General features: G+C 69.5%; 24 protein-coding genes and 2 pseudogenes. 11 read left to right on the plus strand and 15 right to left on the minus strand.

Annotation, left to right across the window (positions count from 1 at the left end; translation table 11 throughout):
* Positions 1-47: 47 nt before the first annotated feature.
* Positions 48-1247 (minus strand): S8 family peptidase, encoded by a 1200-nt coding sequence (locus OOK31_RS18010; RefSeq protein WP_267088244.1) that lies wholly within the window; start codon positions 1245-1247, stop codon positions 48-50.
* Positions 1248-1570: 323 nt separating this feature from the next.
* A pseudogene (locus OOK31_RS18015) lies at positions 1571-1845 on the minus strand (diadenosine tetraphosphate hydrolase); the annotation flags it as partial.
* 43 nt (positions 1846-1888) lie between these two features.
* Here OOK31_RS18015 and OOK31_RS18020 point away from each other — a divergent pair.
* The 3 genes from OOK31_RS18020 (at position 1889) to OOK31_RS18030 (ending at position 5998) form a co-directional block, all read left to right on the plus strand.
* The gene (locus OOK31_RS18020; RefSeq protein WP_267088245.1) at positions 1889-2521 is read left to right on the plus strand and encodes a hypothetical protein; all 633 of its coding nucleotides are present in this window, start codon (positions 1889-1891) and stop codon (positions 2519-2521) included.
* Positions 2522-3014: 493 nt separating this feature from the next.
* The gene (locus tag OOK31_RS18025) at positions 3015-4124 is read left to right on the plus strand and encodes a hypothetical protein (RefSeq protein WP_267088246.1); all 1110 of its coding nucleotides are present in this window, start codon (positions 3015-3017) and stop codon (positions 4122-4124) included.
* A 1367-nt stretch (positions 4125-5491) separates the two neighbouring features.
* Entirely contained in the window at positions 5492-5998 is a 507-nt protein-coding gene (locus tag OOK31_RS18030; protein ID WP_267088247.1) for an RICIN domain-containing protein, read from the plus strand.
* Between the two features lie 729 nt (positions 5999-6727).
* Here OOK31_RS18030 and OOK31_RS18035 read toward each other — a convergent pair.
* The gene (locus OOK31_RS18035; RefSeq protein WP_267088248.1) at positions 6728-6865 is read right to left on the minus strand and encodes a hypothetical protein; all 138 of its coding nucleotides are present in this window, start codon (positions 6863-6865) and stop codon (positions 6728-6730) included.
* 274 nt (positions 6866-7139) lie between these two features.
* Here OOK31_RS18035 and OOK31_RS18040 point away from each other — a divergent pair, with 274 nt between their 5' ends.
* Positions 7140-7685 (plus strand): hypothetical protein, encoded by a 546-nt coding sequence (locus OOK31_RS18040; RefSeq protein ID WP_267088249.1) that lies wholly within the window; start codon positions 7140-7142, stop codon positions 7683-7685.
* Here OOK31_RS18040 and OOK31_RS18045 read toward each other — a convergent pair.
* From OOK31_RS18045 to OOK31_RS39405, 6 genes are all read right to left on the minus strand, one after another.
* On the minus strand, positions 7642-8139 hold the full coding sequence (locus tag OOK31_RS18045) for a transposase (protein WP_267088250.1): 498 nt from the start codon (positions 8137-8139) through the stop codon (positions 7642-7644). The two genes, OOK31_RS18040 and OOK31_RS18045, sit on opposite strands and share 44 nt — an antisense overlap.
* A complete protein-coding gene (locus tag OOK31_RS18050) occupies positions 8136-8378 on the minus strand; it encodes a transposase (protein WP_323188222.1) in 243 nt (80 codons plus the stop codon). Before OOK31_RS18050 ends, OOK31_RS18045 begins: the two co-directional genes overlap by 4 nt.
* Before the next feature lie 453 nt (positions 8379-8831).
* Positions 8832-9632, minus strand: a complete 801-nt coding sequence (locus OOK31_RS18055) for a maleylpyruvate isomerase family mycothiol-dependent enzyme (RefSeq protein WP_267088252.1) — start codon at positions 9630-9632, stop codon at positions 8832-8834.
* Positions 9593-10009 (minus strand): hypothetical protein, encoded by a 417-nt coding sequence (locus OOK31_RS18060; protein WP_267088253.1) that lies wholly within the window; start codon positions 10007-10009, stop codon positions 9593-9595. The genes OOK31_RS18055 and OOK31_RS18060 overlap by 40 nt, the downstream gene beginning before the upstream one ends.
* Before the next feature lie 79 nt (positions 10010-10088).
* Positions 10089-10634 (minus strand): NUDIX hydrolase, encoded by a 546-nt coding sequence (locus OOK31_RS18065; RefSeq protein WP_267088254.1) that lies wholly within the window; start codon positions 10632-10634, stop codon positions 10089-10091.
* An 11-nt stretch (positions 10635-10645) separates the two neighbouring features.
* Entirely contained in the window at positions 10646-10774 is a 129-nt protein-coding gene (locus OOK31_RS39405) for a hypothetical protein (protein WP_323188223.1), read from the minus strand.
* Positions 10775-11319: 545 nt separating this feature from the next.
* Here OOK31_RS39405 and OOK31_RS18075 point away from each other — a divergent pair.
* From OOK31_RS18075 to OOK31_RS18095, 5 genes are all read left to right on the plus strand, one after another.
* Positions 11320-11763 carry a winged helix-turn-helix domain-containing protein gene (locus tag OOK31_RS18075; RefSeq protein WP_267088255.1) on the plus strand — a complete coding sequence of 148 codons (444 nt, stop codon included), beginning with the start codon at positions 11320-11322 and terminating at the stop codon, positions 11761-11763.
* Entirely contained in the window at positions 11760-12290 is a 531-nt protein-coding gene (locus OOK31_RS18080) for a transposase (protein WP_267088318.1), read from the plus strand. The genes OOK31_RS18075 and OOK31_RS18080 overlap by 4 nt, the downstream gene beginning before the upstream one ends.
* A gap of 525 nt (positions 12291-12815) precedes the next feature.
* Positions 12816-13829, plus strand: coding sequence for a PIG-L family deacetylase (locus tag OOK31_RS18085; RefSeq protein ID WP_267088256.1), 1014 nt, complete (start codon positions 12816-12818; stop codon positions 13827-13829).
* 491 nt (positions 13830-14320) lie between these two features.
* Positions 14321-14569: a hypothetical protein gene (locus OOK31_RS18090; protein ID WP_267088257.1), complete on the plus strand. Its 249-nt coding sequence runs from the start codon at positions 14321-14323 to the stop codon at positions 14567-14569.
* Between the two features lie 412 nt (positions 14570-14981).
* A complete protein-coding gene (locus OOK31_RS18095) occupies positions 14982-15458 on the plus strand; it encodes a hypothetical protein (protein WP_267088258.1) in 477 nt (158 codons plus the stop codon).
* A gap of 60 nt (positions 15459-15518) precedes the next feature.
* Here the strand turns inward: OOK31_RS18095 and OOK31_RS18100 are convergent, their stop codons facing one another.
* Positions 15519-16511, minus strand: a complete 993-nt coding sequence (locus OOK31_RS18100; RefSeq protein WP_267088259.1) for a DUF4344 domain-containing metallopeptidase — start codon at positions 16509-16511, stop codon at positions 15519-15521.
* 615 nt (positions 16512-17126) lie between these two features.
* Between OOK31_RS18100 and OOK31_RS18105 the strand changes: the two genes are divergently transcribed.
* Together OOK31_RS18105 and OOK31_RS18110 are read left to right on the plus strand one after the other, a co-directional pair.
* Positions 17127-17402 (plus strand): hypothetical protein, encoded by a 276-nt coding sequence (locus tag OOK31_RS18105; RefSeq protein ID WP_267088260.1) that lies wholly within the window; start codon positions 17127-17129, stop codon positions 17400-17402.
* Positions 17403-17634: 232 nt separating this feature from the next.
* A complete protein-coding gene (locus tag OOK31_RS18110; protein ID WP_267088261.1) occupies positions 17635-17781 on the plus strand; it encodes a hypothetical protein in 147 nt (48 codons plus the stop codon).
* A 13-nt stretch (positions 17782-17794) separates the two neighbouring features.
* Here the strand turns inward: OOK31_RS18110 and OOK31_RS18115 are convergent, their stop codons facing one another.
* From OOK31_RS18115 to OOK31_RS18135, 5 genes and pseudogenes are all read right to left on the minus strand, one after another.
* Positions 17795-18310: a hypothetical protein gene (locus OOK31_RS18115; protein WP_267088262.1), complete on the minus strand. Its 516-nt coding sequence runs from the start codon at positions 18308-18310 to the stop codon at positions 17795-17797.
* Between the two features lie 860 nt (positions 18311-19170).
* Positions 19171-19566: a nuclear transport factor 2 family protein gene (locus tag OOK31_RS18120; protein ID WP_267088263.1), complete on the minus strand. Its 396-nt coding sequence runs from the start codon at positions 19564-19566 to the stop codon at positions 19171-19173.
* A 22-nt stretch (positions 19567-19588) separates the two neighbouring features.
* Positions 19589-20164 carry a MarR family winged helix-turn-helix transcriptional regulator gene (locus OOK31_RS18125; protein ID WP_267088264.1) on the minus strand — a complete coding sequence of 192 codons (576 nt, stop codon included), beginning with the start codon at positions 20162-20164 and terminating at the stop codon, positions 19589-19591.
* Between the two features lie 309 nt (positions 20165-20473).
* Positions 20474-20656, minus strand: a pseudogene (locus tag OOK31_RS18130) (alpha/beta fold hydrolase); the annotation flags it as partial.
* A gap of 277 nt (positions 20657-20933) precedes the next feature.
* Positions 20934-21149, minus strand: a complete 216-nt coding sequence (locus OOK31_RS18135) for a DUF6207 family protein (protein ID WP_267088265.1) — start codon at positions 21147-21149, stop codon at positions 20934-20936.
* Between the last annotated feature and the right edge of the window lie 281 nt (positions 21150-21430).

Below are 21430 nucleotides of genomic sequence, written 5' to 3' on the forward strand. Positions count from 1 at the left end.
GCGGCCCGGAGGGCAGTCAGACGATCGGGCTGGGTGGCTTCAGGCCGTTACGGGGCCACCTTCAGGAGCTTGTTCACGGTGCCCGTCGACGGGTTGGTCACCGCGCCGGTGGTCGCCGACGCAGTGAGGGCCGCCGCCGTCTGTGCCGGAGTCGCGGACGGGTGCCCGGCGAGGTAGACCGCCGCGGCGCCGACCACGTGCGGGGTGGCCATGGAGGTGCCGGAGATGGTCTTGGTGCCGGTGTCACTGTCGTTCCAGGCGGACGTGATGTCCGAGCCCGGGGCGTACAGGTCCACCACGGAGCCGAAGTTGGAGAAGGAGGACTGCGCGTCGTCGATGGTGCTCGACGCCACGGTGATCGCCTCCCGGACACGGGCCGGCGACCCCTGCCCGGCGTCGGCCGACTCGTTGCCCGCCGCGACGGCGAAGGTGACGCCCGACGCGATCGCCCGGCGCACCGCCTCGTCGAGCGCCTCGTCCGCGCCGCCGCCCAGGCTCATGTTGGCGACGGAGGGGCCGGAGTGGTTCTTGGCGACCCAGTCGATACCGGCGACGACCTGCTCGGTGGTGCCCGAACCGTTGTCGTCCAGCACCCGCACCGCGACCAGCTTCGTCTTCTTGGCGACGCCGTGCGAGGTGCCGCCGATGGTGCCGGCGACGTGCGTGCCGTGGCCGTTGCCGTCGTCGGCGCTGTTGTCGTTGTCGACGGCGTCGAAGCCGTGCGTGGCGCGGCCCCCGAAGTCCTTGTGGGTCACGCGTATGCCGGTGTCGATGACGTACGCGGTGGCCCCCTCTCCGGCGTTGTCCGGGTAGGTGTACTTCTTGTCACCGGTCTTTGCGACCTGGTCGATCCGGTCCAGCCCCCATGAAGGGGGGTTGTCCTGGGAGGCGTTGATGGTGAATTTCTTGTTCTGTACGACCTTGCCGACGGCCGGGTCCGCGGCGAGCCGCTTGGCCTCCGTCTCGCTCAGGCCCGAGGCCGAGAATCCATTGACCCCGGAGGTGTAGGTGCGTTGCAGTTCGCCTCCGTACTTGTGGGCCAGTTGCTGCCGGTCCGCGGAGCCGTCGAGGATGACGACGTAGCTGCCGCTGATCGCGCCGGGCGCGCCGAGTCCGTACACCGTGCCTTCGGCCGGCGTCGCCGCCCCCGCCAAGGGGGTGCCGAGCAGGGCCACGGCGGCCGCCGTGGCGGCTCCCGCCGTCACTGCTGCATAGCGAAAACGGCGCGAGCGCTTGTGAGTTGCCATGTGGAGGGTTCTCCTCGTGTTGACGTGTGGGGCGTCAGACCTTCTGCAGAACCCTGTGCCGATTGACAGGCGCAAATCAAGGTGGCCAAGCCATCCAATGGTTATTCAACAAGGTTTCTTAAAACACCCCACGCATCGCCTTCACCACGCACACATGTTCCCCCGAACTTCTGCACGAATACGGCACGTTCACGGATGTGATGCGTAACGGCTTCCTTGCGGCCCCGCTCAACTCCCGGCGAAGAAAGCCGGGTTCTGCTCCCCGGCTCGCGGACAATCGCGCCTCGCAGCCCCTCGCGTCGAAACCCCGCGCGGTGGCCGCCTCATCCGGTGAGCCGGTCCAGCTCTTCGCCGATCGCCTCACGCAGCGGGTCGTGCCGCGATCCGAGGGCGTACCTCTCGTCGCTCCAGTTCGCGCGCGGATACAGCCAGACCGGCCTGCGCACCACGTCGGCGGGCTCCCACTCGAACCGCGGCCACACGTGCGCGTGCAGGAAGCCGTCGGTGTTCCCGAGGATCTCCAGGTTCACCCGCCGGAACGCCGGTCCATCCGCCGGCAGGCACCCTCGACGGCCTCTCCCAGTCGGTCCATGTCGGACGCATGGCGGGTCTTGGGGTGCATTGTCGCAGCGACTGCCCTGGTGAGCGCGTCCGTGGTGGGCGGAGCGCCGGCCGTCCACGCTCAGCAGGCCGAGTTTCGTAGTGTCGAGCACAAGAAGCAGTGGGGGCCGGGCCGATGGCTGTGGACCGTCCCTGACGGCGTCACCTCCATCACCACGTACCTCTGGGGCGCCGGCGCCGGCGCAGGCGGGGCGGGCGGCGAGGACGGCGGCGCGGCCGGGGCCGGCGGTGCCCCTGCCTCCAGCTCAAGCAACCAATGCGGCCACTCGCGGGCGTCCGCAGTGGAGGGGGCTGCCGGTCTGAACGGAGCGGCCGGCAAGGCCGGTGCGAAGGGCTCAGACGGCAAGACGAACCCGCAGGGCGGCACCAGCCGGGGTGGAGCGGGCGGGTCTTCCGGCGCTTACGGCGCCGCCGGACGTGGCGGCGCGGCGGCCCTCGCACTGGCCGTGTCCTACGGTGCCGGCGGCCACGGCGGCGCCGGAGCGTACGGCGGATACGGAGGCGTAGGCGGCGGGGGCGGCGAATGGGATCCCAACGTCGGCAACGCCAAGGGTGACAAGTGGAAGGGCCTGGACGGCGGCTTCGGACCGCATGGCGGAGTAGGGGCCAACGGCTCCAAGGGTGGCGACGGCGCCTTCATCCTCACCTGGTGACACCCCCACCAGCCACCCGGTGCCCTGACAGAGTGCCGCTCCCGCAGCCCCTGCACGCCGGAACACCATCGGCCGCCGTCACCGTCGTGGTCACCCACCTCGGCCGTCTCGGCTGCCATCGGGTCCGACCCGTAGAAAGCAAGATCCATGATTTCGCCGCCGCCTCCTCACCGCTGACGTCAAGAAGGCCCCGGGGTCACGACATCCCGGGGCCTCCACTTCGCTGACCTCCCAGCTCAACGATGGGCGAGGTGGCGTGTCACGCCCACTCGACACCCGAGCTCAGCGCCGACACCTCCATCGACCGTGCGGCGTCGACCGGCATCCGGCCCGAGGGACGCCGCAGAATCACTTCCGATGACAGGCCGGCTGAGCCCTCCTGGTCACCCGCGAGCACATCCTTTCGGGCTAATCGGCTAGGTACGGCGCCCCGGCTGGTTCTGTCCCTGGCAGCATCCGGGCCGAACTTGTCGAGCAGTAGAGGGCGCGCGGCGTGAAGCAGACACTCAGCGAACGGCAGTTGGCGGTGCTGGAGTGGGTCGGAACGGGATGCCCCGAGGGGGCCTCCGCGACCTACAAGACCAGCTGTCAGGCTCTGCAAAACCGTGGGCTGGTCACGGTAGCCAGGCGGGGTGGGGTGTGGAATGCGGTGCTGACTGATGCAGGGCGTCATTACCTGGCCCATGGCACCTACCCGGCGCCGAAAGCCCCGGTGCGAGCGCTTCCCATCCGCCGGCTGCCGAAAGCCACCGCCCCACGTCCGTCGCCCGGTGTTCCGCAACAGCCGCGTAAGACGTACACCGACCAGCTCCTGGAGGAGCTGGAGGCAGCCGGCGGCAGGATCCTGAAGTCGGGCCCTGACGCCGATGCCTGGTGGAGCCGTGCCGCCTCGGCCCTGTGCCGCTGGCACCGTGGGCGCGACAACGCCGCCTCACCGCCGCCTCCTGCCCATCCGCACTTCACGATCAAAGCGCAGGGGCAGACGGTCGAGTTCCGGGTGCTGCAGGAGAAGGACCGAAGCGAGCACATTGCGACGGACAAGGAGCTCGGGGAAGCCAAGAAGTCCCCCTGGATCAGGATCCCCCGGTACGACTACACACCCTCCGAGCGGCTGCGCATCGCCCTCAGCGGCGGCCAGTGGCACCACGGGTCCGAGTGGGTCGACAGCGCCGAGCGCCCCTTGGAGGAACAGCTCGCAGAAATAGTCCACGAGATCGGGCTGCGCGGTGAGGCGGCCGAGCGTAAGCGCCTAGCCGATCTCGAGCAGGCGCGGCAGAAGCGCCTGCGCCGGGAAGCCGCGATGGCCGAGGCCCGCGACCAGTACGCTGAGGACTACCGCGTCCGACAGCTGGAATCGCAAGAGGCCGCCTGGCGCCGCGCGACACGCCTGGGCGACTATCTGGAAGCCGCCCGCGCGCACGTGGCGACGCTTCCACCCGGGCCGGAACGAACGGCAGCTGAAGAGTGGATGCAGTGGGCCACGGAACACGTGGCGCGCGCCCATCCGATGTTTCAGCAGCTTCGGCTTCCAGAGATCCCCGAACCCCGCACCGACGATCTGAAGCCGTTTCTCCGCGGCTGGAGCCCGTACGGCGCCTACTGACTCCGATCAACGGCTTGAGGGTGCGGGAGTGCCTGGGATCCCCAGAAGCTGCGGGGCCGGTGTAGGTCGCAGCGCCATCCGGCTGCGTAGAAGCGGGCGGGCTGGCCGCATGTCGGGTTGCCGGTCTCGCACGCACCGCGGTGCAGGAGAGAAGCAGCCTGCGGTGTTGCAGGGGCCGCAGGGGCAGGGGCATTGCCATGGACCTGCGGATCGGGAGCCGGCTCCGTCCTGGGTGCCGGGATCGGCTTGTCGATTGTGATGGAGAGTTCCACGCTGGCGATACCGCGCGGCTTCAGGGGGCGCTGGGTTTCCAGGTGTCCTCGCCGAACCGGCAGGTCGTGTCCGCTTTCCTGCCCGAGTAGTGGATCTCGTCGTCCAGCATCTCGGCTTTGGCGAGGTCCGGGCTGTCCACGCTGCGGTAGTCGGCCCACTTGTTCCGGTCCTTGAGGGGGACCCACAGGTGGCTGCCCGCACGTGAGTCCTTGGAATTCGAGACCGGCCGCCTGCGCGGTACGGGCCAGGAAGTCCTTCATGGCCTTGTGCCGGTCACTCTCCTCCGCCGTCATCTCATGAACGGTCGGAAGGTGCGCCGCGCGCAGTCGAAGAGCACCGTCGGGACCGCGATGCTTGCGCACGTACATGAAGGGGCTCTTCACCCCGCTGAGCTCCGCCTTGCAGCGCCGCCCCTTGCTGCTCTCCACACAGACGAGCAGCTCCCGGTCCCGCTCGGACACCGGCAGGAGGAGCTCCGTGATCACGTCGGGTGCGCTGATGCCCGCGCCCGCGAGGCCGAGGTCGTCCTTGTCGAGTTCGAGAATCGTCGCTGCTGACGATTCCAAGAGCGGCTGACCCGACGGCCTAGGGCCTCGAGGCGAAGCCAGAAGGCCGGGGCGGGAGCGCAGCGGACACCCCAACGGCCCGAAGGCCCGGACCCCGTGAGACGGGGTCACCCAGGCCTGTAGAGTCGGCCGTTCGGGGAGGAGCTGAGATCTCTGCCTGCCGGCCGGCCGTCCGCCACCACGCCGCGCCGGCGCGCTCGTCGAGGGCTGTCCCGCACGCGCCGGCGATGACGACCCCGTGGCACCGTACCGGCTGAACCGGCGTGCCGTTCTGCCGGGAAGGCATGACCGCGGGGCCGGGCACTGAGGACGGCAGAGTCGCGTGGACGGATGTCCCCCGTCCGGTCGCCCCGTAGCACGTAGCGCACAGAAACCCTGCACGTCACGCACACCCCCGCGGTCCCCCTTGGCCCTAGATTCAGCGCCGCTGGAGAACACCGCTGCCGCAGCCACGGTGGCGTGTACCCAGGCCTGTTGCCGACCGTGTATGAGGGAGAGTTTCCTGTGGGACCCAGATTTGTCAGGTCAGTGCGCCGCGTCGTCGGGCTGCTCGCGGCAGCTGTGCTCGTGCCGTTGTTCCTTTCCGCGTCACCCGCGGCCGCGTACGGCGGTGACCTCGGCACCTGGCAGATGCTCCAGAACTACAAGAGCGGCAAGTGCCTGGAGGTCGCGGACTGGAGCACGGCCAACGGCGCCGCGGTCCGGCAGTGGGACTGCCACGCCGGGGGCAACCAGCTGTGGGCCGCGTCCTTCGGCAGCGCGGGCGCACTGGTGTCCAACCGCCACAGCGGCAAGTGCCTGGAGGTCGCGGACTGGAGCACGGCCAACGGCGCTGCGATCCGGCAGTGGGACTGCCACGGAGGCGCCAACCAGCGCTGGGACATCGGCGTCTTCACGAACGATGTGGGTATCGACGTGACCGTCCTTTCGAACCGCCACAGCGGCAAGTGCCTGGAGATCGCGGACTGGCGCACGGACAACGGCGCCCCGGCCCGCCAGTGGGACTGCCACTACGGCGGCAACCAGCTGTTCTGACGGCGGGCCGCCCCGCCGCCGCCCACGCGTCGCGGGGGCCGACGGTGGGGCGAGGACGACAGCGCCATGACGATCTGGTTCGAGCAGGTGTGGACCCGGGCGGGGCGGGCCCTGGGCGGTCAGGCCGACGGGCCCTCGGGTCTCGCTCCGCAGCAGTAGGAGCCGCCCGCCTGCACCGGGCCCCCGACCTCGTGCGCGCAGGCCGACCGGACCTCCTTGCAGCTGCGGGTAGTGCTCGCCGTACGTGTGCAGCGGCGCGGGATCGGCGGCGAGCACGGCGGGCAGGGCGAAGTACGGCTGGGATATCTGCCCGGGGACGATCGGCTCGGCGACGGGGTGCTCCACCAGGAAGGCGCCGTGCCCCGTGCCCGCGGGCGGCGCCGGCGGGCTGTACGGCGCCCGCTCGGGTTCCGGAGGAGGGCATGGCCTCGGCTGGTGTTCCGGGGCTTCGGCCGTGACGCGGCTGCCACCCCGACCGCGGCCGCCAAGGTCGGCAATACCATCCACCCCCTGTGGCGACTCCCGCCAGGTAGCCGGCACCCGGAATGCCGGGATACCACCAGCACAGCTTGCCTGTACGCCAGGACGCCTCCGGCAGCCTGAGTGCGGGCCGCCACCATCCCGTGGCGGTCCGCACTCACATGCCTCCGGCACCACCCCCGGACATCCCGGCAGGGGCACGCCCCATACTGGGATCATCGCGGCATGAGGCGAGATGCGGGATCCAGTTCAAAATGCGCTCAGGTAGGTGACCTCGCACATGCGGACCAGCTCGTCGGCCTTCTTCTCCACTTCCCGCAGAAACGGGGCCGGTGCCGTCCGGGCTGTCGCCTCGGCGCTGAAGGCGTACTCCCACTTCCAGCTCAACCGCGCACCGCCAGCTGGGCTTCGTCGAGTACGGCGCTGAGTTCGGCGAGGGCTTTGTTCACGGCGTCTTCGTCGTCGTGCTCGTGCTTGTCGTACATAGCCAGAGTGTCCTGTGCGTGCTGGTAGCGGGTCCGCAGGTCCAGGCGTCTAGCGATCTCAATGTTCTGAGAGGTTGTTGTCTTCCGGGCTTGAGGACTGCGTTCTCGCTGGTCAGGCACAGGTTCGGCGGTCTCGTGGCAGTGGTGTCGTGTCGTTGCTTTGGTGGAGGTCGAGGATGCCATCGGTCGTGGGACTGCTGGAACAGCGTGAGCTCACCGCTCGCCGTCGCGTCGACGATCTGCGGGAGGAGGCCGACCGCCTCCAGGCGGAGCTGGCCTTGGCTGAGCGGGAGTGGAACGAGTGGGTCATCGCCCGCTCACGCGTTGGCGAGGTACTGGCCCCGGGCAACGACGCCGTCGTCGGCCCCGCCGCCTTCGAGGGTCTGCCGGCTCCCGGTGTGCAACCGGCGCGGCCCGAACTGGCGGAGGAGGCGAAGCCGAAAACAGTGGTGCCGGTGTGGCGCGCGGGGCTGGCCTGGTCGGCGCTGTCGGTGGACTACCAGCGCATCCTGCAGGCCCTCAGCGACCGTAACCGACTCGGTCAAGGAGCGTTGACGTGCCAGGAGATGGCCGCCTGCTCCGGCCTGGACCCCGTACCGGGAAAGGTGGAGGCACTGCGATCGAAGGCCAAGCGGCTGACGGCGCGCGGCTGGCTGATTGAGCCGGCACCTGGCCGATTCACGCTCGCGAAGGACGTGGCCGGGCAACGCGGCGGGTCATGAGCATCGTCATCGACCAGTAGACCATCGCCTCCGCGCTGGCGATGGAACGCTCGAAGTCGCGCACGAGACGGCGACTTCGCATCAGGTGGGCGAAGAACCGCTCGACGATCCACCGCTTGGGCAGCACGACGAAGCCGCGCATGTCGTCGCTGCGTTTGACGATGGCGAGGACCAGGGCGAGGGCCGCGAGGCAGTACGCGACGAGGCTGCCGGTGTATCCGCCGTCGGCCCAGACCAGGGCCAGCAGGTGGTGCGCGGCAGTGACCTGGGTGAGCAGGACCTGGGCCGCGGCGCGGTCGCCCATATCCGCTGCGGTGACCATCACCGCGAGCAGCAGGCCAAGGGTGTCGACCACGACGTGCCGCTTGCGCCCGTTGATCAGCTTGCCGCCGTCGAGGCCGCGGCTGTCAGAGCCGACGCCCGCGTCCGCTTTGATCGACTGCGAGTCGATCACGCCCGCGCCGGCTCCGAGTCCCGCCCGGCCCGCTCGCGGACCAGATCGTGGTTGCGCCAGCGCCGGAAGAACGCGTAGACCCGGTCCCACGGTGGGAAGTCGGCAGGCATGGCCCGCCACTTCGTGCCGTTGTCGACCAGGTAGCGGATCGCGTCCAGCATCGCGCGGTGGCAATAAGCCTCCGGTTGCCCGCCCCGGCTCCGCAGCCAGCCCGGCACCGGCAGCGGTGGCCGGACCACCGCCTACTCGGCGTCCGACATGTCGGTGGGATACCGACGCTCGCGCGCCCCGTGGTCTCTGGCGTTCCCGAACCTGTGAGCCAGACAGTCACACGCGCGAGAGTGGCTGAAGTGGACCCCACTCCCGCGTGCCGTAGAAATGCGATAACAGGGCCTCCTGGACCGCACGTTGGCTTCGACACCCACGAGCTACCAAGAGGCCCTGCTCTCATGCACGGCAGCCGCCGCAGTCACCCGATCGACTGACTTCTCGACGAGATCGGGACGACGGCAGTCGCGTCGCTTCTCGTGATCGCTGGGACGGACAAATTCGCACTGCCATCCAGGTAGACGGTCGGCTTGGTGACGCCCCGAGGCCGCCTCGCGGGTTTGAGCCCGGTGCCGCGACTGACGAACCTGGCGAAGAGTCGTGTCCTTACCGGCTCGAGGCGCGGCCAACCGCCCCGCTACGTCCTACTTCTCCTCCGGCTCCCAGGCGCGGAGCAGGTCGAGCAGCCCTGCGTCTCCGTCAACGTGCAAGGAGTCGGCCTGGATCCGGTCGTACAGGTAGAGGACCAGCTCACTGGCCGTGCCGTGGACGGAGGCGCCGGCTGCGTCCGAGTCTTCGCCGGTCGCGGCGGTGGGCGCGGGTATGCGGGTGGTGCGTGCGCCGTCGCCGTCGACGGTGAGGCGCCAGGAGCGGCCCTCGGCGGCGTGGAAGTCGAAGGCCGTGGGCTTGTGCGGCCAGGCACTCGGCGTTGCGCAGACGGTGAACAGGAACTCCTCCACACCGTCGAGTGCCAGCTCGACCGGCAGCGGCTGCGGGGCGCCCCCGGCGAGCTGGGCGTCGTAGGTGTGCACCGCGGTCTCCTGGACCCGGTGCCGGGCGGTGCCGCCGGCGGTCTGCGGTGACTGCGACGCGGGCCACCACGTCCAGCAACCGCTCTCCGGTCCCGCCTCGCGCAGGGCGCCCAGCAGAAGCTGCGTCGACGCGTCCAGCCAGGCCAGCAGGGCCTCACGCTCCTGCGGCACTTCCAGCGCGGCGCGCGCGGCGACGGCCTCGGCCGGGGGAGCGTCGGCAGGCCCCGCGCCGACGATGGCGGCCCAGAAACGGTCTCCCCCACCCAGGTGCTTCACCAGATCGAACAGCGTCCACCCGGGGCAGGTCGGCACCTGCGCGTCGAGACCGGGCGCGGCGGCGACCACGGCGCGGAAGGCGGTCGACCGTTCATCGATCAGTCGCAAAAGGTCAGGGAACTCAAGATTCTTTTCCACACCGGATGTCTATCACCGTGCTCCGGTGATCGGACAGCGATTTTCACAGTCGCCGCCGGTTGGCCATTGCGGACGTCCTCGCCTCCCACCGCTCGGGTGACAAGCTGCGCACTGCTGCGAGGACGCTGGTGGTGGCGGTCGCTGGCGGTGGCCAGGTCGAGCGCCTGCCGCAGAAACATGCGCGCGTCGTCGTGGTGGCCCGGGCTCATCAGGCCGATCCCGGCCCACCGGGCCAGGATCCGCGTCCGGTCGGGGTCCGTGCCTTCGGGGAGCGCCCGGAGTTCCTCGCAGATCGTCTGTACGGCGGTGGTCAACTGGTCGTGGGCGGTGGGGATCATGCGCAGGTCGCCACCTTGCGTAAGGAGGTGCTGGAGCACTCATCCCTCCTTTGTCGTCGGAATGCCCCGCCTGCGGCGATGGTGCAGTAGGAGGTGCCAGGCGGGGCAGTTTCCGGGTTCAGGCGACGTGCGGGAGGACGCGGCTGCGGAGGCTTTCGTCCACGATGACGTCCGCGTTCTTCCAGGCGTAGCCGCTGACCTCTTCCCCCTGGAGCGCGACGTCGGCGTCCCGGTCGAGGCGGAACACGAACCGGTAGTCGATGTGCTGGTGGTCGCCTTCGTTCTTGGCCGGGTTGGCGGGGATGGGGTGGATGTCGATGTGGGCGGGCTCGGGGTGGGCCAGGGAGATCGCGGCTCCGTTGAGTCCGGCTTCCTCCACGAGTTCGCGCAGGGCCGCCTCTGCGAGGGTGGTGTCGGTGTCTTCGACGTGGCCGCCGGGCAGCAACCACGTGTTGAGCGCGTTGTGGTGGATGTGCAGGACCCGGCCACTGGCGTCGAGGAGTACGGCCCCGGCGGTCACATGGCCGCGCATCTCCTTGCGGCTGGTGACGTCCGCGCCGGTGTCGAGGAGGTCGAAGAGCGGGGCGAGTTCGTGCTTGTCCTCGGGGTGGGCGTCGAGGTAGGCGTTCGTCGTGGCGCGGATGTGGTCGTGGCTGATGGGCACGTGGATGGTCCTTACCGGTTGTAGTGGTCGAGCCAGATGGAGGCGATGGCGCGGCGGTCGGTGTCGGGGATCTCATGCATACCGGGTCCGAGATCGCCGCAGGCGAGTATCCGGACGGCGGCGACAAGTTCTGCCTGCACGAGGTAGATGAACGGGCCGACTGAGGAGCCGTGCAGGAAGTTGACGGCGTTTCCGTCGTTCAGCAGCAGGAAGTAGTGGCCGCTGCCGCTGCTGCATACCGGGTGACGTGCTGTCCGGCGGGCGTGGTGTCGTAGACGGCGGGCAGGTGGGCGAGGTCGAGTTCGTCTTCGCTGCTGGTGACGGTGGCGACGTAGGCGCCGGCGCGCGGGCGGGGGAAGTCGTCTCCGCGCAGGGCGAGTGAGCCGGTGGCGCACAGGACGAGTCCGGCCGATCCGAGGGCGGTGGTGCGGTCCTGGGCGACGGTGAAGCCCTGGGCGAGGGCCTGGGTGCGGCGGACGGGGTCGATGTCGTAGACGGTGACGTGGACGCCCTTGGCGTGCGGGAGGCGGGCGATGGAGCTGCCGAGCTTGCCGAACCGAGGACCAGGGCGCCGCGGCCGTGGAAGATGTCGCCGCGTCCGCGGGTGAGGGCTTCGGTGGAGAACATCGCTGACTGCCCGACCAGGAAGTCCTCGGGGTCTTTGAGCGGGGAGCGGGCGGCCGAGATGACGGGGCAGGGCAGCTTGTCGAGGCCGGTGTACTTCTGGTGGCCGTTCTCGGTCGCCGCATGGAGCCTCGGCGGGGAGTGGGGGCCGAGTCGCAGCCCGCGCTGTGGAGGTGGTCCGAGGCTGAGCCAGAAGCAGTTCACGCAGCTGGAGGCGGAGCTGGCCAAGGGGCCGGCCGCGCATGGCTGGGAAGACCGGCGTTGGTCGCTGGCGCGGGTCAAGAGGGTGATCGGCCGGCGCTTCCACCTGACCTGCACGGTCGAGGGCGTGCGTAAGCTCCTGGTGCGTAATGGCTGGTCATGCCAGGTCCCGGCCCGACGGGCCATGGAACGGGACGACGACGTGGTCGCGGGGTGGGTCAAGGAGGTGTGGCCGTGCGCGGAAGACTCGCGGCGGCCCGTGGAGCCTGGCTCGTCTTCGAGGAGGAGGCCGGTTTCTCCATGACGCCGCCGCAGGCGAGGACCTGGTCACAGCGTGGCCGGACCCCGGTGGTGCGGGTCCGGGGCCGTTCCCGCGGGCGAGTGTCGATCGCCGCGCTGACCTGCTACAAGCCCGGCCACCGGTCCCGGCTGATCTACCGGCCGCGCCGGGACGACGGCCGGCGCGACGGCCGCAAGAGCTTCTCCTGGCGCGACTGCCGAGACCTGCTGACCGCCGCACATCAGCAGCTCGGCGGCCCCATCGTGCTCATTTGGGACAACCTCAACGTCCACAAAGCCGCTGATCTGCGGGAATGGGCGGAAGCCCGGGACTGGCTGACCAACTACTACCTGCCGCACTACGCACCCGACCTCAACCCCGTCGAAGGGATCTGGTCCCTCCTGCGACGCGGCTGGCTCTCCAACGTTGCCTTCAGCACTCCCGAACACCTCGTCCAGCGCATCCGGCACGGCCTACAACCCATCCAGTACCGCAGCCACCTCATAGACGGCTGCCTCGCCGAGACCGGCCTGGCCGTCAGACCCGCCTGACCAACAACACGACATCACGAGTTCAACGTCAGTAGACGTTCGACCAGCTCGCCCACGCCGCTCCAGTACCGGTACCCATCTTGAACTTGTTACGTGGCCCCGCCCCAGCGCCGAACCGACCCGCAAAAGTATGTGCGACCTACTTCTGCAGGCGAAATTTCCTGTTCCGCTTCCACCCCATCGCGTTGACTACGCCCATGAGGACAAGGCGCCAGGCCCACCGGCAGGCCCCCGCACCACGCCTCCCGCACCTGCTGGGATAGGGGCCCCGCGCGGCCCGGCCGCCTTCAGCCTCACCAACCGACCCCGCGAGAACACCCCTGTCCTGACCCACAGGGGACGCTCTCGCCATGTTTCACCGCGCGGATCTCCGCAAGAAGAGTTCAGGGGGTTCGATGCATCCGAGATCCGCAGCGCGGCGCGCCGCCAGAAGGCTCGGCGTGCTGTGCCTCGTGCTGCTCGCCGCGTTCAGCCCGATCAACGCCAGCCCCACACCCGCCCACGCCGAAAATGGGAGTGCACGTCTTGCAAAGCTCACCGAATCCTGCTGCCGACCGCGGTACCGCGATTTCCCGTCGGCGCGCCCTGGGACTCGCCGGGGGCGCGGCGCTGGCCGGCACCGGCCTCCTCGCCGGTACGAGTCCGGCTGCCCGCGCGGCCACGGCGCTGAAGACTCCAGCGATCTTCTACGCCCCGCACCAGGACGACGAGGCCCTGGGATATGTGGGACAGATCCTGGCCCATAAGGCGGCCGGCAGGCCGGTCTTCTTGGTGCTGGTCACCCAGGGCCAGAACGTCGGGCTTGCCCAGAGGATGAACCAGGGAGCATGCGGGTCCGGCCCCTACGGAGGTCCGGGTCCAGACCTGTGCGTCTACCCGAACGCATTCCACAATCTCGGCTGGGACAAGTCCGGCAACAAAATTGACCCCAACACTCCGAGGGTCGTCAAAGCGCGGACCCAGGAGTTCACCGAGGCAGCTCGCATCCTCGGGGTGGACAAGTTCTTCAACTGGCAGCTTCCGGAGATCGACGAAGAACTCGGCCAGTCGTTCGACTCACTCAGGGACGCAGTGTTCACCAAGGTGCGCGCCCTGGAAAAGAAATATCCCGGCTCGTCCCACAAGTTTCCGGCCGGCTGGCTGGACTGCCAGGACACCCACAAGGCCATCTCCGACGCCGCCTACTGGCTCAAGGACGAGGTGAAAGACCAAAGATTCACCTACGGCCACATTTACGGCGACTCCGTAAGCGAAGCATGCAACGGAGGCAAGGTCACCAGCAAAGCATGGCGCGATCGGGTAAGCGCCGACGCCATACAACGCCTGTCCGCCTCCGACATGAAGACCAAGAAGGCAGTTATCCGGGCATACAACACATACGACCCCGATCGCGGGCTCTACGCAACAGGCTTCCACAGCTACGCACCCGGCCTGCTCGAGGCTTACAACGACCCCAGGGAATGGGTCTACCTCATGCCCTCGGACTACTCCCCCGGCCCCATTACCGGGAATCCCGACAAGGGCCCATGGTGCATCTAGCAGTACTTAACCGATAAGGCTCAACCCAACGCGCTGTGCGGCGACACAAAGAGGCCGGGCACTCTCCCCGAAGGTCCGGCAGGAGTGCCTGGCCTCTGCCTGCATCGGCTATCGGTCGCCATCGAAACCGGGGCACAGTTCGTGAACTAAGCCAAGGATCTCGTGGTCCGGGCTGCCGAGGACGCCAGCCGCCTCCATCGCACGATTGGCCTCGAGGATGCACCGGCTTGGCCTGATCGGCCTCCCGCACAACCGGGTCGTCAGCCTCCGTTCTCGTGAACATCGACATCCCGCCCCCCGGCGGGTGCCTCCCGAAGTCGTGAAGAACGGACTTGACGAACCGGGTTCTGGCTCAACTTCTGTGGAGCTGCGTCGCGTGCGCTCGTGCCCGCGTCGGACCAACGCGTTGACCAGCAGGTCCCCATCGTCCAGCGTCCCGATGAACTGAGCGTCTGGCCGTCACCACAGAAGTTGAGCCAGAACCACGAACCGTGTACAAAGCCAGCCACCGCTACACCCGCTTCAAGACCTTCCCGCGGCTGTACGTCGTCCTGGCGGGCAAGGCGGAGCACCTGCTCGACAACCGCCGGCAGGCGCTCACCGACGCCGTGCAGGGCATCACCATCGCGGTGTGGGTGAACACCCTGCCCCGGCTCCAGCGTGGCGAGCCCTGGTACGAGATCGGCGTTGACGACCCGGACCGGCGCCGCGCCCGCTACCCCGAAGCGGTCGGCCGCTGACCGGCTCTGGGCAAGCCCAAGGGGAGCCTGGGCAAGCCGCCCCGAACCGGGCTTACCCACCCCGGCCGGAGGCGCTCCGGCCAGGCGGCGTCGGTCACGGCCATCCCCGGCCTTCCCGGCGAGGGCGCGGCTGACCGATGACGGGTGACCGATGACCGGTCACCGCCTCGGTCGGGAGTTGCACGGGTCGGTCACGGCGCTGACGTGCCGTTTGACCGATCGCGGGAGACGGATCGGTCACGCCTGGTCTGCCGACCGCTCACGGGTCCCGGTGGGCAAGCCCCACCGCGCGAAGGGCTTGCCCACCATCCGGGCCGCAGGGCGGGATGGCTCCCGAGGTCGTGGCGTCACCGTCTGGGACGCGGCGGTCCGGAGCCGACCGACGCCACCTCGCCGGCCGTACACCGGAGCCATGAGCCGAAACGAGCAGAACAATGCCGGGCTCGGGCCAAGCGACCCGGGGGACATGTGGCACGCCCTCGCCGCCCTCCGCGGGACCCGCTCCGAACCCGTCGACCGCCTCGTACCCTTCGAGCGCGCCGACGCGTTGCTCTCCCTCACCCGGCCCGACGACATCGGCTTCACCGCACGGGTGGAACTGTCCGGCGGGGAAACGATGAGCCACGTCCACGACCTGATCACCGCAGTCACTCGCGGCATCACCTACGAACTGGGCGGTCCGGCGGCGGACAGTGCTTCCCGGCACCGTGCCGCGCATGATGCCGGAGATGGTGATCTTGGAGCCGTCGGCTACGGCCTTGTTGGACTTGATGGACACGGAAGTCTCGGACACTCGCTGTTTCCCTGTTCCCCTGTTCGGCGCCGGTGTGCGGATATTGATCTTGCTGGTGGAGCGTTGCACACCGCCTCGGCGCCGATCCCGCGATAGTCCCCGGAACCCTGCTGCGCGACTACGCGGACGAGATCGACGGGGTACGCGTCATTTACCTCATTGACCGCTGCGGATCTCGTCGATGCGCTTCGCCAGAGCCTGTGTCTCCGCGACCAGCCGCCCGTGCGCCTTCTTCTGCTCCTCAGCACCCCGGTCCCTGAACGCCCCGCTGAAGTGGGGTTGGAGCTGGGTCCACCAGCCGTAGTCCAGCATTGCCCACGCCTGCGGGCAGAGGGGGGCGCGGGTCTTCGGGAGATAGCCGCTGTCGACCAGGGACTGCTGGTACTTCTTCGGGTCGCTGCCCTCCAGGTAGCACAGGAAGTTGAAGGCCCGCTGCTGGGTAACGGGGTGGTCGCTCGACATGCCCTCCAGGGTCGGCGTGCCTTCCTTGCGTGCGATCTCGTCGAAGAGGATCGCGGCGGCCAGCGACGGGCCTGGCCCGACCTCGTTGACGGTATAGAAGGACGCGAAGCCGTCCGCCGCGTCCTCTTCGAGACCGAGGTTGGCCAGGAGGAGCTGGCGCTGCAGGGCATGGCCCATCTCGTGGCCGAAGATGAATTCGGTCGACAGCACGGTCAGGTCGTCGGTGTTGTACTCGGACGCGGGGAACGGGGCGGGCCGTTCGACGGTCTTCACGACATCGGAGAAGGCCTTCTCGATCTCGGTCAGGAACGGTGGCGGGACGAAGATCGTCCTGCCGTCGGGCTGGGTGACGGCGTCGGTGACGCCGGGCGGCACGGCGGCGGTGACCTTCACGACCATGTCGTGCGGGAGGGTGAGTGATCTGTTCACCCAGTCGGCCGTACGCTCCAGCACGCGGGAGTTCCGGATCAGTGCCACGGCCTCCCGGTCCTCCGGTTTGACCGTTTGGGCCTCGTAGACGACGGTGACCCTGCCGGAGCGCGCCGCCTGGGGGCGGGGTCCTGCTCCAGGGCCCTGCCCGGCGTCGCGGGCCGCGCCGCTGCACCCGGTCGAGACGACCCCGGCGAGGAGCAGCACACCTGACAGGACGATGCGCGCCCTCTTCGAGCGACCGGCGGTGTTCGGCATCCTTGATCGGCTCCCGTCGCGTGTCCCCTCATTGATCCTCCGGCCGTCCGGAGGCGGGTGCCCGTCGAGCCGCCCGTACGGGGGACCGTTCGCTGTGTGGGCGACCTTCGGCCCTCGGCGCGGTCATCGGCGTCGCCCGCCTCACCGACTGCCACCCCGAGCAGGGACCCGAGCGCTGCACCAGCCCTTGGGCGCAGCGCGAGGCCCACCACCTGGTCCTCACCGACGTCCACGAACTCGCCCTGCCCGTGCCAGCCAAGGGCGCGCTCCCGGCCTGGAAGCCGGCCCGCGACCTCGTGGACCAGGTCCTCGCCCAGTTCCCCCACCTCCGACCGGAGGCCACCTGATGAACAGCAGCCCGCAGGCCGACGACGACCAGGCCCTCGCCTACTCCGAGCCGGCCGCCCACCCGAAGGGCACCGGTACGGGCGGCCAGCCCCCGCGCCGCTCGCCCCGGACCGCCAGCGGCGAGCGAACCACAGGTCAGGGGGCCCTGTGTGATGTCCAGCGTGCCTGCACACACTCGGCTGTAACGACGCCGTCGGTGCGTCGTTGACGACGGAGTCCATAGAAGTGGGTTCATTCTGGATGTCCAGGGCAACGAAGGAGGCGGCGATGATCGCAAGGGTGGCCGTGTGGGAGCCCATGCCAACTGACGACCGAGACTGGGTGCTGGATGCCGCCGCCACCGTGCCCGGCGTGCACGGGGCGTATCACCTCGTCGATCCGGCCACGGGCAACGGACTGTCCATTTCCTTGTTCGAGAACGAAGCCGCAGCTCACGCTGCGCGAGAAGCGATCGAGAGGCGTGCTGAGGAGATCGGCTGGAACAGCGCCCCGCATCCGGCACCCACCTCGCACACGATCTATCAGGTTGTCCGGCACATGTAGTGCGGAGGCAGGGAGCGGTGCCCACGAACGATGCACGCACTCAGCCTGCGATGACACGGGCAGCGTCGGTCAAGTTTCGCTGAGACTGCTCGAACTTCGCTGAGACGAGACACCGACTTCGCCAGCTGTTCGTCATCCGGCGTCGAAGCGCCTCCAGCCGGCCCGGCAACCGCGGGTACCCGTTGGGCAAGCAGGGCCAGCACCCCGTCTCCGAGAGAGCTGAATCCGGGAATTGGGCGAGACCACTGACGGCCACGACCTGGTCCTCATCGATGTCGACCTGCTCGGCCTCTGGAACAGCGGCACGGCACTGACCACGCTCCTCGACCTGGACATCGGCCGGTCCGGCACCAACCGGAGGCTGGCCCCGGACAACTGAGCCCTCCTGCCGCTCAGCGGCCGTCGATGCCTTTCCAGCCGTGCCCGAGCCCGAGGCGTCGGGGCCGCGTTGATGAGACGGCGGGCGCCTGGCGGGGGAGTTCGCGGCGGGCGGCGAGGAGCACGGCGGGGGCCTGGGCGTGGGCCGCGTCCAGCGTGATGGTCAGCAGGGCGGGGCCGAGCTGGTGGACCCGGTGTCCGGTGAGGCTGTGAGCGGCGAGCGCCCGCCGCAGGCCGGTGCTCAGCACTGCCGGATCCTCCGCGGCGTCGGCTCGGCGGGCCTGCCCGGCTGTCGCCGGTACGTGTTCGACGCGTTCGCGGAGCGCGGCGACGGCAGCCGGGATGACCTCCAGGAGCTCAGCGGCCTCCGGGCTGAGCTCGGACAGCGCCCCGGCGAGCACCTCCAGTGCGGTGGCCGCGTCCTCCACAGTGTCGGCACTCCAGCGCTCGGGTCCGGCGGCGTCGGCGAGCGCACACACCGGGACCACCGCGCTCTCGGCCAGCGGGTCCAGGGAGGTGGAGTGCTTCATATCTCGCCCAACGAGTACAGCCAGTCCGCGTGATGCTGGCACCTCATGATCGCTGCCGGGCTGTCTCGGCGGGCACACCCAGAAGCCAGGGACCGGTGAGGATCGAGTGGGTGCCGATGCGGCGCCAGATCACGTGAGGGGTGCCGGGGCGCAGCTCGGGCCCGTCGGCCGCTGACCGCCACGCACGTCTGCTGGGCAAGCCCAAGGGGAGCCTGGGCAAGCCGCCCCGAACAGCGGCTTGCCCACCCTGGCCGGGGCGCGCTGGACACGGCGGCGTCGGTCACGGTCCGCCCGTGGCTTCTCGGCGAGGCCGTGGCTGACCGATGGCCGGTGACCGGTCCGGTCGGTAGTTGCACGGGTCGGTCACGGCGCTGACGTGCTGTTTGACCGATCGCAGGAGACGGATCGGTCACGATTGGCCCGCCGACCGGTCACGGGCCCTGGTGGGCAAGCCTCACCTCTCCTTCTGATCCGAGTCCGCTCGACGCTGTCCGTGGGCCATCCCGGGTGTCGCCCCCGGCCGTTCGAGGGATCTCCGGGCCGCCTCCCCCACGTCTCCCGCCCCGCCGGGCATCTTGTTCCACGTGTGGCCCTTACGCCGCCCTGCCCCCGCAACGACAGCGGGGCAGGGCGGCTGGTCATGCGCACGTGCAGACAAATCTCCGGGTGACGGGGACCTGCATCGGTCCCCTTGGCTTTGTTGATGAGATGCGAGAGCGTTTGTCGCTCAGGGCAGAGAGCGCCCTGTTCCGATGAGAAACGATGTCGCCCAGTTTCGAGAGCACTTGGGTACTTGCTTCGGCGGCGTGCCGATGCTTTGCGTCGTGCTGGCGCGTGGCCGGTCACGGCGTGGGGGAGTCCTAATCGTGGGTCGGGCCGGCCGCGGACATGATGGCCTGCCAGGGGGCGGCGTCGAAGATGAGCTTGATCGAGGTGATCCGGCCGTCGCGCAAGCGGAAGTGCTCGGCCGTGTGCTGGGTGATGCCGACGGCAGGGGCGGTGTGGACGTCGTAGACCAGGGTGGCCTCGGTCTCGCCGTACAGCTCGCTGATCAGCTCCACGCCGGTGACGATGCCGAGGAGCCCGTCCAGGCCGTCGAGGTGGCCGGTAGGGCTGTCGGAGGTGATGAACGGACTGCGGAAGCGGAAGCCTTCGCCGATCTGGGCGGCGGCCGCGCTGACGTCTCCCCGGAAGCGGGCCTCGTGGTAGGCCCGGACCGTGCGTCGGGTGGCTATGGTGGCTGTGTCGGTGGGCATGGGGTGCTCCGTCGTCGTCGGTTCAGGAAGCCGGCGGCTGGTCGTGCCGTCCCGCGTTCAGGTACTGCTCGATGCGTTGCTGGTTCTCGACCACGCGCAGGCACAGGTCGCGGAACCGGGCAAGGTCATCGTCGGTGAAGCCCTGGAAGACGGCGGACATGGCGCGTTGCGTCGGCTGCCGGAAGGCGTCCAGCCAGTCGCGGCCGGCCGGTGTGATCGTGGCTCGTACCGACCGGCGGTCGCGCGGGTCCTGGACCCGCCGCGCCAGGCCGTCACGTTCGAGTGTGTCGACCAAGCCGGTGACGTTGCGGGAACTCACCCCCGCCGCACGAGCCAGTTCGCCAATGCTCAGGCCTTCGTCCACGGCTGTGCTCAGCCGTGCGAGGACGTCGAGCGCCCCCGCGCTGAGCCCACGTCCCCCCGCACCGTGCGACCTCAGCCGGTCGACCGCCTGCGAGGCCGACCGGACGGCTGCGGCCGTCTCCAGCGCGCGGGTGTCGCCGCCTGCCGAGAACGCCTGCATGGAGTCCCGGACGCCGGGGTCGTAGAGGGAGCCATCAGGGTCACGGGCCAGATCAGAATTATGTACGTGCTTCATAATGAAGTCATACTCTACTCTGCCGATGGCGACACCACCAGAGACCGTCGCCCTGCGGGACCCGAAGATCCCACCCTCGCGGGGTAGAAGAGCGGTCGATGTCACCCTCCTGGCGCTGCACACTGCTGCTGGTTCTGACCAACATTCCTTGCCCCCGGAGTCGGCAGCTGCTCTTCAAACCGACCTACAGACGCTCCTCGTTCTCACCTATGCAGCCAGCCCCCGCCGGCGGCATCTACAACAACGGCGGGACGGTCTCGCTGGTCCGCTCCGCGGTGACCGGCAACGTCCCGAACGACTGCGTCACCGTCACCGGTTGCTGAGCCCCACGTCCCGGACGAGGTCCTCCAGGAACGGTTCGATCGCGGCGCGCCACGCGTCCGGGCGGTCGCAGTGGACGAGGTGGCCAGCGTCGGGGACCTCGCCGCACTGGCCGTGCGGAAGCACCCGGACCATCTCCTGGGCTTCCGCACGGCCCAGCTCGCCGTCGAGCGCGACTGGCAGACCCGTCACGTGAGCTCCCGCACCGCGCACGTACGGGCCACGGACGACTCGGGCGGCGAGTGAAGACCGACAAGCCCGAAGCGCTGCGCCGACAGAGCCGATCACCCCGAGCACCCGCTCCCCGGGGGCCTGGTGACCGGCGACCAGCTACCCGACGTCGGGGACGTGGTCCGCGATCAGGCACTCGGCTGCGACGTCGTGGTCACCGACATCCGGCACGGCCGGCCGGTGCTACGACTCACAATCATGATCGGCCGGACAGGTCCTACGGCCCCTCCCGCCCCGGGCGCAGGACGTCGGCGTAGACCCGGGCCCGCTCCCCGGGCTCGCCGGGATCCCGGCGTACCGGGCCGATGCCCGAGGCCGCCCAGAGTTCTTCCAGGGTGGCCATGACGGCCTGGACGGTGTTCTCGTCTCCGCCGGTGATGTGCAGGACCACCAGGCCGGGCTCCGCGATGTGCTGCTCGTCGATCGGCTTCATGACCGCTGCGACGGCGGGGGGAAGCGGGGTGGTTCGCCGGCGGCCCCAGCTCCACCCGCACGAGGGAGTGCAATCTGCGGGCCCCGCCCGGCCGGACACTCTCGCGTTGCCGGGGCGCGGCCCCCGTCGCGGCCTCGGTGGCCAGTGCCGCACCCCGTGCTTCCGAACGTACCCCGCCGCCGAAGCCACCGGTGCGGCTGTCCGTGAGAGGCCGTGATCCGCTTCACGGGGCGGGCGTCACCCGTTCGCACGCGGCCAGGTGCCGCTGGGGAAACCGGGGA

The sequence above is a fragment of the Streptomyces sp. NBC_00249 genome (assembly GCF_026342355.1).
Lineage (GTDB): Bacteria > Actinomycetota > Actinomycetes > Streptomycetales > Streptomycetaceae > Streptomyces.